At 45.5% G+C, this 14610-nt stretch carries 12 protein-coding genes; 7 read left to right on the top strand and 5 right to left on the bottom strand.

The features are described 5' to 3' along the window. Positions 1 to 337: 337 nt before the first annotated feature. Complete coding sequence (locus QT974_RS18160) at positions 338 to 1126, bottom strand: ABC transporter permease (RefSeq protein WP_333469835.1); 789 nt, start codon at positions 1124 to 1126, stop codon at positions 338 to 340. Positions 1127 to 1306: 180 nt separating this feature from the next. Beyond that, a complete protein-coding gene (locus tag QT974_RS18155) occupies positions 1307 to 2287 on the bottom strand; it encodes an ABC transporter ATP-binding protein (protein WP_333469834.1) in 981 nt (326 codons plus the stop codon). Positions 2288 to 2488: 201 nt separating this feature from the next. Between QT974_RS18155 and QT974_RS18150 the strand changes: the two genes are divergently transcribed. Next, positions 2489 to 3298 (top strand): calcium-binding protein, encoded by an 810-nt coding sequence (locus QT974_RS18150; protein ID WP_333469833.1) that lies wholly within the window; start codon positions 2489 to 2491, stop codon positions 3296 to 3298. A 327-nt stretch (positions 3299 to 3625) separates the two neighbouring features. Here QT974_RS18150 and QT974_RS18145 read toward each other — a convergent pair whose 3' ends face one another. Continuing rightward, positions 3626 to 4429 (bottom strand): SDR family NAD(P)-dependent oxidoreductase, encoded by an 804-nt coding sequence (locus QT974_RS18145; RefSeq protein ID WP_333469832.1) that lies wholly within the window; start codon positions 4427 to 4429, stop codon positions 3626 to 3628. Between the two features lie 302 nt (positions 4430 to 4731). Here QT974_RS18145 and QT974_RS18140 point away from each other — a divergent pair, with 302 nt between their 5' ends. The 3 genes from QT974_RS18140 to QT974_RS18130 all read left to right on the top strand — a co-directional run bounded on the left by QT974_RS18140 (position 4732) and on the right by QT974_RS18130 (position 7786). Continuing rightward, positions 4732 to 5646, top strand: coding sequence for a DMT family transporter (locus QT974_RS18140; protein ID WP_333469831.1), 915 nt, complete (start codon positions 4732 to 4734; stop codon positions 5644 to 5646). 249 nt (positions 5647 to 5895) lie between these two features. Then, positions 5896 to 6447, top strand: a complete 552-nt coding sequence (locus QT974_RS18135) for a hypothetical protein (protein WP_333469830.1) — start codon at positions 5896 to 5898, stop codon at positions 6445 to 6447. 481 nt (positions 6448 to 6928) lie between these two features. After that, on the top strand, positions 6929 to 7786 hold the full coding sequence (locus QT974_RS18130) for an Hpt domain-containing protein (RefSeq protein WP_333469829.1): 858 nt from the start codon (positions 6929 to 6931) through the stop codon (positions 7784 to 7786). Between the two features lie 187 nt (positions 7787 to 7973). Here the strand turns inward: QT974_RS18130 and QT974_RS18125 are convergent, their stop codons facing one another. Both QT974_RS18125 and QT974_RS18120 read right to left on the bottom strand, forming a co-directional pair. Then, positions 7974 to 8183: a hypothetical protein gene (locus tag QT974_RS18125; RefSeq protein ID WP_333469828.1), complete on the bottom strand. Its 210-nt coding sequence runs from the start codon at positions 8181 to 8183 to the stop codon at positions 7974 to 7976. A 21-nt stretch (positions 8184 to 8204) separates the two neighbouring features. Next, the gene (locus tag QT974_RS18120) at positions 8205 to 8597 is read right to left on the bottom strand and encodes a hypothetical protein (protein WP_333469827.1); all 393 of its coding nucleotides are present in this window, start codon (positions 8595 to 8597) and stop codon (positions 8205 to 8207) included. 487 nt (positions 8598 to 9084) lie between these two features. On the opposite strand from QT974_RS18120, the gene QT974_RS18115 reads away from it, so the two are divergent. The 3 genes from QT974_RS18115 (at position 9085) to QT974_RS18105 (ending at position 14556) form a co-directional block, all read left to right on the top strand. Then, a complete protein-coding gene (locus QT974_RS18115) occupies positions 9085 to 11634 on the top strand; it encodes an ATP-binding protein (protein ID WP_333469826.1) in 2550 nt (849 codons plus the stop codon). Positions 11635 to 11973: 339 nt separating this feature from the next. Continuing rightward, a complete protein-coding gene (locus QT974_RS18110; protein WP_333469825.1) occupies positions 11974 to 13437 on the top strand; it encodes a CIA30 family protein in 1464 nt (487 codons plus the stop codon). Positions 13438 to 13677: 240 nt separating this feature from the next. Beyond that, the gene (locus QT974_RS18105; RefSeq protein WP_333469824.1) at positions 13678 to 14556 is read left to right on the top strand and encodes a carbohydrate ABC transporter permease; all 879 of its coding nucleotides are present in this window, start codon (positions 13678 to 13680) and stop codon (positions 14554 to 14556) included. Positions 14557 to 14610 lie beyond the last annotated feature (54 nt).

The following is a 14610-nucleotide window of genomic DNA, read 5'->3' as shown; positions in this document are numbered from 1 at the left end:
GTAGGGGCGAAGCATGACCGCAGTCAATATGGGATGATAACTAATAACTTATCTGCGGTCATGCTTCGCCCTCCTCAAAAGTGAGATCCACCCTATTCTTTTTTATTGATAAACAAGTATTTATATAGGTTTACCGTTCGGATGGCAAACGCAAAAGATTTATTTTTGAGTGGTGAGTTATCAGTCATTTATACTTGATAGTTGATAGTTGACAGCGCCCGAGATTGTTCGCTAAATATTCACTATCTACTGTTCCGTGTCAACTGTCAACTGTCAATTGTCCACCGTTTACTGTCCCGTATTCGCTGTCAACTGTCAACTGTCAACTGTCAACTATCTAAGCTCCCATACCAGAATACTGTTTTAAACCCTGCCGCCACAGCCAGCGATTCCACACAAAAAACACCACACCCCAACCCAGCATCACCAACAAACCGCGGCCAATATCTACGGGTAATCCGATCAAAATTGAAGCAGGAAAATGAATCAAATAAGGAAACGGAGTCCACAAAACCACTGCGCGCACTGCTGGAGGAAACACTTCTAGCGGCGCGACAAGTCCCGATAAAAACAGGTAAATCAAAAACCAGAATTGCTCGATCGCACTTGCGCGCTCTATCCAAAAAGCAAACAGCGCAAACGTATACTGGATCAAGAACCGCAAACAAAAAGCCAAGACGATAACCAACAAAAACAGTAACAACCTGCCCAAACTCGGCAGCCAAAAAGCCTGCGGGTAAAGTGCAAAAAACAGCAGCACTAATCCGAATACAAACGGCAGCCTCGCAAACCTTTCGGAAACATGAGACGCGAAATGATGCCATACGGGATCTAGAGGCTGCAACAATCTATTAGATAACTTTCCTTGCAGGACTTCTTTTTCAAACTCCCAAATCACCCAAACCACATTAGTTTGTCGCACAATGAAAGCTGCTAAAAAGTAACGCGCAAAGTCGATCGCCTTCAGCCCAAACTGACCGCTTTCTGATGCTTGCATCCACACGCCCATCAAGATAAATGGCAAAGCTCCCGACAGCGCCCACAAAAACAACTCCGCCCGGTATTCGAGCATATAAGCGTAGTAAGTCAGTAGCAAGGTTTTAGCAATTCTGATGATTTTTTTCATAGAGCTTATCAAATTGTGTAAATTTATACTTATCTCGTGCAGATTGAATTTCCGGCGATCGAATTCTGTCCATGGGTGGGGGCTGGTTTATCTATATTCTGGATGTGAATTACAGATTGTTTGTGAACCTGCCCCTACAAGTATTGTGGTTAATTTTATTCACCAAAGCGCTCGCACTTATTACACTTTGCCAGTGCGAAAGACTCGACCAATTACCTCTTCAATTGGCGGATCGGTGACAGTCAAATCTATTACTTCCAACTGGGCTAAAATCTTCGACACGCTCGCCGTTAGCTCCTCTCTTTTGACCAAAAATCGGACTGAATTACCTTCAATAGATTCTACCTCGCCGTAAGCAAAAGCGCTATCTTTTGCTAGCGGTTCGGCTAATTTTACCTGAACTTCTCGGTAAGGTGCAAACCTATCGAGCAATCCGTCCAAACTGCCATCATAAACTAATTGCCCTTCATGGATTAACAAAACACGCTTGCACAAAGCAGTAATGTCAGCCATATAGTGACTTGTCAACAGCACCGTTGCTTGATAGCGCTCGTTATATTCTCGCAGGAATTGCCGGACATTAAACTGGGCGTTGATATCTAAACCTAAAGTCGGTTCATCTAAAAATAATACCTCTGGTTGGTGGAGCAGCGCCGCCATCAATTCAGCTTTCATGCGTTCGCCCAAAGATAGTTTTCGCACCGCCTGATTTAACTTGCCTTCTAGTGACAGCATTTCTGTTAATTCTCCAATTCGCTGCCGATAATCTTTATCGGGAATGCCGTAGACTGCGGCATTGATTCGCAAAGAGTCGAGCACGGGTAAATCCCAAATTAACTGCTGTTTCTGCCCCATAACTAAGGTAATTTTGCGCAGAAAATCTGCTTCGCGGCGAAAAGGAGTACGATCGCACACACTGACAGTACCACTCGACGGGTAAATCAAACCAGTCAGCATTTTCAGCGTCGTAGTTTTGCCCGCACCGTTAGCCCCGAGAAACCCCACTACTTCCCCAGGTTCAATACTGAAAGAAACGCCCTCAACTGCTTTGATATTGCGGTAAGTGCGCTTAAAAAAGTGCTGCATTGTTCCTTTCAGTCCCGGTTCCTTAATCGCTACCGGATAAACTTTGCTTAAGTCTTTAACTAAGATAATTGGCATTGGCTCAACTTTTAACTTTTATTTTAATGTGCGATCCTCTTCGAGGGCTTCGCTAACGCGCGATCGAACTTGTGCCAAGATGGAGCAAGCTGTCCAGCAGGGTCTGCCCTTTGCAAAAAAAGTAACTTTGTTCGGGTACACCGTACTAAACTGTAGAATGTTCCCAGATATCCATTATCACATCGCACGAAATTTACAACTATGGTACTCACCCCCGATAATTCAGGCATCTCTCGTTTGGTAGGAGACAATACTGCTGAAAATATTACACTTACACCCGGACAACTTGCCAGTTTTCCTGGGGGAGTTTGGATGCTGGGCGGCAATGATACTGTCAGGGGCTCATCAGATGCAGAAAAGATTTTCGGAAACGATGGTAAAGACAGTCTCTTAGGCGGTGCCGGCAATGATTCTATTTACGGTGGCAAAGATGATGACGATATTTTAGGAGAAGCCGGGAACGATTTCTTGACAGGAGATAGAAATAGCGATTTCCTTGATGGCGGTGTGGGAAATGATTTGCTGCGCGGCGGACAAGGTGTTGATTTGTTAGTCGGCGGTGAGGGGAACGATACTTTAATTGGCGACAGAGATGTCGATATTTATAAAGGAGGTGCGGGCAGCGATGTGTTTGTTTTTAGAGTCGATCAAGCGGGCATCAAATCTGCGGGATTTGAACTTCCTGATGCGGTAATTGTGGACTTTGACAAATCTAGCGATTCGATCGGCATTAGTACGGCATTTACCAGCAGTAATATCACTTTTGAACAGGTAAGTTATAGCTTTACCGATCCGAGACTACTGCTGATCGCTCCTACAACCATAACAGGGGGAACCACTTTCTTAGCCAAGGGCGGCATCTCGCAGCAAAGTCTCGATCCCGATGGCAACGGCCGCGTGGAAGCGACTAATATTAGATTCGGTTTGACCAATGCTTTGTTAGGAACTGTGTTGAATGTGACTCCAGCCGATTTAACCGGTCGTTTGATTAATGCTAGTTCTTTGCTTTAATTCGTAGGTGTAGTAGGGTGCGCACTGCGCACCTTATTAGAGTTGAATTAAATAAGTCTGATCTTGATACAGAAACCGCAGATGTAAGCCAGATAAACACAGATTGACGCAGATGATTTTTTGAGCGCTGGCAATGAATGCAATTGCTCGTATACTAATAATACCAATTTCCTAAAAATTTTTGGTACAATATTTGAGGTTGGGTTTGTTGGCTCAACAAATATTGTTGCTGGTCAGTCGCTCGGTGAATTTTTTGTCTTTTTTTTGATCCAAGCAATTGATCCACACCCTATCAATAATGACTAATGACTGCTGACTGCTGACTAATTATAACTTGCCGTTTTCCATTGCCCACTGCATTAAACCGGGGAATAAGCGATAAGCTTCCGATGCCAAAAAGGCAGGCCCGACAGTAACTTCTGCACGCTGATTCTTGACAGCATCCCAGATAGCTTTAGCAATATCTTCCGGCTGGCTTGCTGCGGGAGATTTCAGCATTTCACTCATTTGTTGGCGTCGCAATTCGACTGCGGGATTGTCTCGATCGCGAAATTGAGCTCTTTCCAAAAAATCGCTGTTAATCAAACCCGGATGCACCGCGCAAACGTGAATTCCTTGGGGCGCCAATTCCAGTCGCAAAGTTTCTGTCAAACCCGTTACTGCATACTTGCTGGCGCAATAGGCAGTCATTTGAGGTAAGGGCATTTTGCCGCCAATGGAACCAACATTGACGATTGTACCCGTTTTTCGTTGCAGAAAATGTGGCAAAAGTTCTTGAATTGTGTTAACGCAGCCCCAAAAATTGGTATTCATTAATTGCTGCCAATCTTCAGAGGTGGTTTGCTCGATCGCCCCTGCGAGACAAATTCCAGCATTATTCACCAAAACATCAATGTTTCCACAGGCATCTAGGGCTTTTTGGACGATCGCCCGCACTTGTTGAAGGTCGCCAACATCCCCCGCAATCGCCACAGCCGAAGTACCTTCACGCTGCACCTGAGCCGCTGCTGCTGCCAATCTTTCGGGCTCCCGAGCCACCATCACGACATCGTAGCCTTTACTGGCAAATAACAGTGCTGTTGCTTTGCCGCTTCCTTGAGAAGCGCCTGTAATCAAAACTGTAGGAGCCATGGATAGTTATAATTTGTAAGTCGGGACTTCGTTTGTTGCTGTATTGAAACTATAACAGAGGTTATCTAATTTTAGGCGCGCTCTAGATTAATATTTCTTGGATATGGGAATTTTTTAAGAATGGCGATCTGGCTTTTTTTAACGAACTGCGAAGACGCAGTACGCGAAGCGGCGCGTAAGCGCTAGGACACGAAGGAAGAGAGGAGAAGGAAAGAGAAGAGAAAGTCTTCAGAAAGTGTTCAGTATTATGTGAAAATTGCTTGGTAAATTTTCCCTGTTTGCCCAATTCCCAATTCCCCAAAATGAATCTTCCGAAACAATCGCCGAATTGGTCGATCGCCCTTGTATTAATTATCGGCGTTTTAGCTGTCTCAACTTCCTCAATCTTAATTCGGCTGGCTAACTTGAAAGCAGGCGCGGGCGGCTTCGGTTTCAGCCTGGTACTCGCAGCTTCTCGCCTGACTTTATCTGCTTTAATTCTGCTTCCGGCTTGGCCCAAAATTCAGTGGAATGCCCTACAACCGGGAGCTCGGCGCTATGCTGCGGCTGCGGGTTTGTGTCTCGCCCTGCACTTTGCTCTCTGGATTACCTCACTTTCTTATACTTCGATCGCAGCTTCCACAGCCCTTGTCACCACAAATCCCGTCTGGGTAGCGCTGTTATCCCGTTTCTGGTTTGGTGAAAAACTCAGCAAAATGTCGATCGCAGGCATTACAATAGCCCTTGCTGGCTCCCTGGCGATCGCCCTCGGAAGCGGCGCCGCAGACAATACCGGCCACACTCAATTATTCGGCGATTTCCTTGCTCTAGCTGGTTCCTGGGCTGTCAGCTTGTATCTGTTGCTGGGCCGGGAAGCTCAACGGCGGGGATTGGGAATTGGCGGTTATATCGCGATCGCCTATACTGTTGCTGCGATCGTCCTGCTACCTCTACCCCTCGCCTTCGGCACCAGTTATGCGGGCTATCCCAACATTGTATATTTTTACATTTTATTAACCGCCGCCTTGCCTCAATTAGTCGGACACACCATTTTAAACTGGGCTGTAGCGCAGATTTCCCCAACTCTGGTAACTCTTGCCATCTTGTTTGAACCCGTTGGGGCGAGTTGTTTGGCTTATTTGTTGTTCGGCGAAATGCCCGCCAAGGCGGTACTTGGAGGTGCGGGAGTGCTCCTCTTCGGGGTGGCCACCGCCACTTTCGGAGCCCAAAAATCTTAGTAAACAAGTCAAAAGCCAAAAAAGATAGCAAATATCTTCGCTTGTCAACTATCCACTGTCCACTGTCAACTGTCCACTGTCCACTGCTATAAAAACCTACTTTCTGTCTCGGATTGTAAAAATTGCAATGAAGTGTTGCATTTTTTGCATAAATCTTCACAAAATGTAATATTTTTGACAAACTGCCAAAAAAAGTATTGATATCTTTCTTTTAGTAGATGACGCAAAAACATATCGAAAGCGAAAAAAATGTCTAAATTAATTGTTGGTTTAAGTGCAAGTTTGTTGACATCTGGATTATTTGGCAGCGTTGGGGAAATTGTTCAACCAGCTACTGTTGAAAATATTACAATTGTTGCCCAAGCTAACGAACAAACACTCATACAGCAAAATCGCGATTTGCTAGTGAAAAATGGTCAAACAGCTAAGAATATTGCTACAAAAGTAGGCGCAGCAGCCAGCAACGATGCAGCACCATCTGGTAGCAATCCTTTGCAAGTTAACCAACAGCTAATCTTGCAAAACAGAGCTATTTTTACCAGTATCGCTACCAAAGTTGGCGCAACTGTACCCAGCGTAGCAGGCCCTGCGGGCGGCGGTGACTTAGCTGCACAAAACCACCAATTATTGTTGGGAAATCGACAAATTGTGCGTGCGATTGCTGAAAAATTAGGCGTTAAACTGCCTGCTCCCCCAGAATTAAGTGGCAGCATGGTGCAGAAAAATAACGCGCTTCTACAAGCCAACCGCAACGCTTTAGGCGCGATCGCCGGCAAAGTCGGTGCAACCGTCGCTAAATAGGAAAATGCGATCGATATAGCCGTTGTTGCCCTATCGATCGCCCGATCGGCAATACTAATGCGCTCCCTCGCGCACTATCAGCTTTCTAGGGTAGGCTCCATGCCTGCCCTAGATTTTGTATGGGAAATTTTTAATGTGGGTAGTTCGCTGACAATCTGTTGCGAGTTTGAACAAGCGATCGCCCTTTTTGATTCTATATTTAGCACGATCTATAGTTTAACAAGCCTCTTTGGTTCGATATTTGCCACCGCCGCTATCATGAGGCAGGATAGAGATCGAGCAGAAATAAGATGGTTTTCCGTGGCATCTGCATCATATTCCGAGTCGAACCCAAAGGGTTCGCACTGCGGTATCCTGACCTATGCCACGCCCGTTTGAGATCACCAGTCAGTTAAATATTGACTCAAAATTCAAAAATATCAGGATTTTTACTTTCTGCTTTCTACATTCTGCAATTAGGGTGCCTTTCGGAGAAAAAAGTATGCTCCCAGAACAACTACAGCGCATTATCGGCTACTTTCTAGAAGAAGCCACAGAACAGATTCAAATCATCGAACAAAGCTTGCAGGGCCTGCAAAACCCCGTGCAAGCTCCCCAAAGGATACACCAGCTCATCCGAGCCTCGCACTCGATTAAAGGGGGAGCAGCTATGCTGGGATTTAGCAGCATTCAGCGCATAGCCCACCGTTTGGAGGATTATTTAAAACTGATCAGAGAATGTCCGATCGCCATTGATAGCAGGCTGCAATCGCTGTTAACCGAAGTTTTCGAGATTTTAGCAGCGCTCGCACACAAGGTTTCTAAGGCTTTTGGGCTCAACCACGAAGATGCCAACCAGATGCTGTCCCTCGCCGAACCGGTTTTTGACGAGCTCGACGCTTACCTGAGAGTGCTGATTCCCACTCGCGTGACTGTCAGAGCCACTACCGACGAACACATTCATGTTTTCTCGGGTTACTGCAATTCGTTGGGGGAATTTTCCTCCGCTATTTCCTCACGGGTTGTCCTCTTGGGAGGCACTATTACCCGCCAAGAGCAGGAAGGCGATGGCATCCGCGTTTATATTGACATTTACCTGCCGCCTTACAGCAGGATCGAAAACATCCGCCAAGCTGTCGAACTCTCAGGGGCGACGATCGGGACTGTTCAAACTCAGCGAGATTTTTCGCTGTTGGGGAGTGCGGATTATCCGGTTTACCAAAGCGCGATCGCGCCTCCAGTAATTTGCATTGGATGCCGCTACTATTACGGCAGAAGCGACGGCGGCTACCTGCTCAACTGCGCCCTCCATCCCCGCGGCCCGGAAACCGAAGATTGTCGCGATCGCGAACCGCAATAAGCGCGATCGAATCACAACTCCGAATTAATATTTGGAACCAGGGAAAACTTTAGCAAAAACTAATACTATCCCTGACATATTTCAGACTGCCCGATGCCAATTTGTTTCTGCTTCCTGCTTTACCAGAGTGCTAAAATTGTATCGGTTACATCCCGTACATTGCAAGTTCGGCCGAACTTGCTGCTTCTCAACCTCGGCTCAAAGCCGATCTCGCCACTAGGATTAATTGCACCATCCTATAAAAATGCCCCACGGCCCAGACATTGATAGCATTCCCAGCACCGCCATAACTAGCAAGATGTATCTCCGAGGCCTTACTACCCCGATCGCCAACCCGGTAAAAACGTGCAAGATCCTTGCAGTCTTTGAGAGAGCGCTCAAATTGTATGCTTGACATCCGTGACACCCGTGACATCTGTTAGGAAATCCGCTGCCGAACTTGTTTCTTGCTTCTTGCTGCTTCTAAACCTCGTCTCAAAGCCGATCTCGCCACTCGGATTAATTGCATCATGCTAGAAGGATGCCCCAGGGCCCACACATTGATAGCCAAACAAGCGATCGCCATAGCTAGCAAGATGTATGTCGGAGGCATTACTACGCCGATCGCGAACCAGGTAAAAACGTGAAAGATCATTGCTGTAGCCCAAAGGCCGGCCACAACGGCAGACGCCCAAACTTGCATTCGAGGTCGGTTTAGTCCTGTCAAAATCCCTGTCTGCAAAGTAGTCAGCAAGTTTGCCGGAACTAAAAAGGCACAGATAGCTATGCAGTAGCTATGCGAGAACTCAGTAACTGTATTGAAGTCGAGCATCACTCTAATTGTCGGGCCTGTTGGATATACTTAAAAAGCTTAACGCGACTTGACTTTTAAATCTTGTCACCCTTACCTTAACTTAATATTTTCGTCAATCTGCCGCTCTGGAGACACATTTTTATCCTCCTGTTTCTCCGTCTCAAAATCTTACCACAAATATTGATTTTGGGGAAAATTATTAAAATTACTTGAACAATGGTAACAATTGCTGCCATAATTAACATTAGGGATAAATCGTATAGAAGAGTCGAGTTCGCCAACACATCCAGGATGCTCGCGCCCTTTTCTTGCAGCAATACAAGGGTAGCCTGATTTTCCACTCTATTATTTTCGCTTCGCTGATTTTTTGGATGATGCCTGAGTGCTGTCGATCGAGGCAGCGAGCCGCCATGCGAACGAACAATATGAGATAGAAAAGCCAATGTGACTTCAAAGCTAAAATATAGATAACTCTCTCGAAATTTTACAGCGGAAAGCAGAGACAATGGAGCGACAAATTACAATCCCAGCACTCGCAGAAGTGGACTTGACAAACTGCGACAGAGAGCCGATTCATATATCCGGGCACATCCAGCCGCACGGGGTTCTCCTGGTAGTACGAGAACCTCAACTAGAAATACTGCAAGTCAGTGAAAATACGCAAGATTTGTTGGGATTCGATGCCAAAAGTGCGATCGGTCAAGATTTGAGCTTATTCTTCGAGGGAACTCAGCTAAAAAAACTTTATCGGTGTTTGGAAAATGAAAACTTAACAACGGTCAATCCCATCAAACTATCTCTCCAAAAATCAGGAAAAGATTTAGAGTTTGACTGCATTCTCCACCGAATAGAAGGAGTTTTGATCGTCGAGTTAGAATTGGCTACAACCCAAGAAAACCTTTCTGTATTTAGCTTTTATCATTCAGTAAGAGCCACGTTTAGCAAAATTCAAAACGCTAAAAATCTCAAGGAATTATGTCAGCAGACAGTTGAAGAAGTCAGAAAAATTTCTGAGTTTGATAGAGTTATGGTCTATCAATTCGATCCCGAAGGCAACGGCGCTGTAATCGCTGAAGACAAAGCAGAAAACCTGACTCCTTTCCTTGGTTTAAACTACCCCAGCACAGATATTCCCAAACAAGCAAGAAAGCTGTATTCGTTAAATTGGTTGAGGTTGATACCAGATATTAATTATCAGCCAGTACCCGTGATTCCAGCAAATAATCCTGTTACCAAACAGCCCATTGACCTCAGTTTCAGCGTGTTGAGAAGCGTCTCTCCCATTCATATAGAATATCTGCAAAATATGGGCGTTACAGCTACAATATCAATTTCATTAATCAAAGATAAAAAACTGTGGGGATTGATTGTTGGTCACAACTATACACCCAAATACCTAAACTATGAAGTGCGCGCCGCCTGCGAATTTATCGGACAAGTAATGTCTTTAGAACTGCAATCAAAAGAAGGCAACGAAGACTACGACTACAAACTACACTTGAAATCAATTCAAACCAAGATTTTTGAAGATATATCAACCTCCGAAAACTTGTCAGAAGTGTTGGGAAAATGTCAGGATAACTTGCTGGAAGCAGTCAACGCCCAGGGAGCAGCAATAATATTTGGAGACAATTGCTATCGAGTCGGGCAAACACCTCAGGGAGAAGCGCTCGAATACTTAACCAAATGGGTGCAAAAACACCTAACCAAAGAAATATTTTATACAGACTCGCTGACCAAATACTATCCAGAAGCTGAGGAATTCAAAGACACGGCTAGCGGGTGTTTAGCCATAGCAATATCTCCGAATCAACAAATATATGTTTTGTGGTTTCGTCCGGAAGTTATTAAGACCGTAAACTGGGCAGGAAACCCCAACAAACCAGTTGAAATAAATGCAGATAGCAGCGAGAGACTATCTCCTAGGAAATCGTTCGAGCTGTGGAAAGAAAATGTGAGGTGCAAATCTTTGCCCTGGAAACAATGCGAAATAGACGCTGCATTGCAACTGAAAAAAGCCATGATCAATATCGTGCTGCGCCAAGCAGACAAACTCGAAAAATTAAATAGAGCACTAGAAGCATCAGTCGCCAGAGAACGTGAAAAAAGTGCAAATTTAAAAACAGCGATGTTGGATTTGCAGCGGGCGCAAACTCAATTGGTGCAGAGCGAAAGAATGTCGAGTTTAGGACAGTTGGTAGCGGCGGTAGCTTATGAAGTGACTAACCCGATTAACTTCATCTACGGAAATCTTAGCTATGCTAACGAATACAGTCAAAAACTTATCAATTTATTGCAGCTTTACGAGGAACATTACCCATCGCCTTCGCCGGAAATTCAAGCTGAAATAGAAGCAGCCGAAGTAGAGTTTATAGTTGAAGACTTGCCGAAGTTGTTGGGTTCTATGAAAGTAGGAGCTAACCGCATTCGCGAGATTGTTCAGTCGCTGCGAAACTTTTCTAGAATTGACGAAGCAGAGATTAAACCAGTTGACATTCACGACGGATTGGACAGCGCTTTGCTGATTTTGAGCAACCGACTCAAACCAAAGCCCGTGAAGCAAAGCTATCCCGTAGGGAATCGCCCCACAATTCATCTGATAAAAGAATATGGTTCTCTGCCTTTAGTTGAGTGTTACGCAGTTCAAATCAACCAAGTGTTTATGAATGTACTGACAAATGCAATTGATGCTCTAGAAGATGCCTTTGTAAACAAAAATTTATCGCCGCTATCCGGCTACGAAGCAGAGCCAGCCAAGAGCGGACAAATTCGCATCGTGACTGAAATTTGTCCGGAAAAAACAGCCGTAGCAGTTCGGATCAAGGACAACGCTTGGGGCCTAGCTGAAACAGTTCGCCAGAAAATATTTGAGCCGTTTTTTACCACAAAACCGGTGGGGAAAGGTGCGGGGATAGGTTTGGCAATTAGCCGCGAAATTGTGGTGGAACAACACGGCGGCAAATTGAGCTGCATTTCAGCCCCTGGAGAGGGAACCGAGGTGATTATTGAGATTCCGTTAAGCCAAACTCATCTCAAACCGACTGTAAACAGTTGACAGTTGACAGTTGACAGATGAGTGCGAAGTGATAAGAACGGAGATTTAAACTCCGTTCTTATCATAATCTGCCGACCTGAGTAAGGGCTTCAAACCCCTGCTACTCGGTGAAGTAAAAAAAAGTCCGCACATCGCCCAAAGGCACAAATCTAAAATTCGATTAAAATACAAAAGCAGCTATAGCAACCGCCACATCGGTTAGGACTTTCAATAGCTCATCAATAGAGTCTAAAATCCTTGCTTTATAAACGGTTAGATTCGGATACCATAACTGTCAACTGTCAACTGTCAACTGTCAACTGCTATAAGTAGATTTAAGCCAATTCTGAGGAAGCGACTGTGACTGAAAAAAATACCGCCCAATGGGATGCCGGCAGATTTGTCAAAACCTTGGCTTATTTCGGCGTGATTCCCTTCATTGGCAGCATTAGCTGGCTGCAACAACTGTTCGGAAGCAGCAGCAACATCAAAAAAGACAAACCCAAACTAATACTGGTAGCAGGTGCCACAGGCGGCGTCGGAAAGCGAGTTGTCAAGCGGCTGCAACAGCGGGGATATCAAGTCCGCTGTCTTGTCAGAGATACCAAAAGAGCAACCGAAATTCTCGGTAAAAATGTCGAATTAGTCGAGGGAGATATCACTATCGCCGAGACGCTAACACCGCGCGTAACCCAGGGCGTGGAAGCAGTTATCTGCTGCACGGGCACCAAAGTTCAACCTGTAGAAGGAGACACGCCAACCAGGGAAAAATACTATCAAGGCATCAAGTTTTATATGCCGGAAGTTGTGGATGTTCCCGAAATTGTGGAATACAAAGGCCTGAATAATTTAGTGCAAGCTGTTCGCAGTCAGCTAATTAAAGCAGGGGAAAAAGTTATTTTTGACTTCACAAAACCTACGCAAGATTTAAAGGAAACTTGGGGAGCTCTCGATGATGTTGTGATGGGCGGGACTAGCGAAAGTTCGATCGTCCTCACAGACAGTACAGCCATATTCACGGGCAATGTTTCCACCGCCAACTCCGGCGGCTTTGCTTCGGTGCGCACCCGCAACTTCGATCCTCCGGTCAATCTCGCAGGGTTTAGCGGTCTCCTGCTGCGAGTCAAAGGGGATGGTAAGCGCTACAAATTGATCGTGCGTAGCGAGGCTAAATGGGATGGCATTGGCTATTGCTATTCGTTCGATACTGTGTACAATACCTGGATTACGATCGCAGTTCCCTTCGATAAGTTGATTCCAGTATTCCGCGCCAAGACGGTTAAGGAGGGCGCGAAATTCGACCCAACCAGTATTTATTCTTTTCAATTAATGCTGAGCAAGTTTGAATATGACGGCGCGCTGAATCCGAAATTTACACCGGGTGTTTTTCAACTGGAATTAGAATCTATTAAGGCTGATGGCGGCCAGACTTTGCCGCGATTTGTGATGGTGAGTTCGGCGGGAGTTACTCGCCCGGGCCGCCCGGGACTTATCTTGGAAGATGAACCGCCGGCTGTCAGAATGAATGATATGCTGGGGGGAATTTTGACTTGGAAGTTGAAAGGGGAGGATTGCGTGCGATCGAGCGGCATACCTTATACTGTTGTCAGACCTTGTGCTTTGACTGAAGAACCGGGCGGCAAAGCTTTGATCTTCGAGCAAGGAGATAATATTCGGGGTAAAGTTAGTCGCGAAGATATTGCGGAATTGTGCGTGCAAGCTTTGTCACAACCGCAGGCTTGTAAGGTTACTTTTGAGGTGAAAGAGGGGGAAAATTCTGCTTCTGGGGGAGATTGGGAGGGTTTGTTTTCTGGGGTTAAATAGGTATTGTTTGTAGGGTGTAATGCGCACCGATTGAGACGGCGAATGGAAGACGGCGAATGAAAGACGGCGAATGGAATTCGCGTCTACACAGACAAAACAAGCCGGACGCCGGTTGAAGAAACAGATCGGACGGCGAATGGAATTATGTTGTTTTCGACCGTCCGCGTCGGCGGACATCGTTTGTGTAGACGCGGTTTCAACCGCCGTCTTATTATTAACCAAGACTAATTACCAATTATTATGTATTTGAATTTTTTCCGCCGCTATTCGACACCTTATTTATTTTTATTTCCGGCTTTGTTTGTTTTGAGTTTGACTGTTTTGTGGCCGGCTTTACAAGCTTTTTATTTGAGTTTTACGAGTTACGAATATGACTTGACGCAAGCGCCGCAGTGGGTGGGTTTGAAGAATTTTGAGCGGTTGTCGGGCGATCGCACTTTTTGGCAAACTATGAGCAATACGCTGCTTTATCTAATCTGTGTTGTGCCTGTATTGGTTGTTCTACCGTTGGGAATGGCAATTTTGTGCAATCAAAAGCTGCGGGGGATGAACTGGTTCCGCGCCGCCTACTACACGCCGGCGGTGATTTCGATGGTTGTCGCCGGGATTGCTTGGAAGTGGTTGTTTGCTGAGACTGGATTGCTGAATCAGTTCGGAGAATTGTTCGGTTTACCTCCGGTTTCTTGGCTGGCTAATCCGAAGGTGGCAATCTTTAGTGTGATGGCTGTTACTATCTGGAAAGGGTTGGGTTATTACATGGTAATTTATTTAGCTGGGCTGCAATCTATTCCGGCAGAACTTTATGAGGCGGCTGCGATTGATGGTTCGGAAGGTTTGCGGAAACACTGGGATATTACTGTGCCGCTGATGAAGCCTTATTTGGTTTTGGTGGCGGTGATTTCGGCGATTTCTGCTACTAAGGTTTTTGAAGAAGTTTATATTATGACTCAGGGCGGGCCTCGCAATAGTTCTAAGACTGTTGTTTATTATCTTTACGAACGCGCTTTTAAGGATTTGGAAATTGGTTATGCTTGTACGATCGCCCTGGTGTTGTTTTTGCTGATTTTGGGTTTGTCGGTTTTGCAAGTTAGCCTTCAGGGTTTGACTCGCAATGATTAGTTGACTGTTGACTGTTGACTGTTGACTGTTGACTGTTGACTGTTGACTGTTGAC

It is taken from the genome of Microcoleus sp. BM001215392 (genome assembly GCF_036700185.1).
Taxonomy (GTDB): Bacteria; Cyanobacteriota; Cyanobacteriia; order Cyanobacteriales; family Microcoleaceae; genus Microcoleus.
This window is presented reverse-complemented; position numbering and strand designations above follow the sequence as displayed.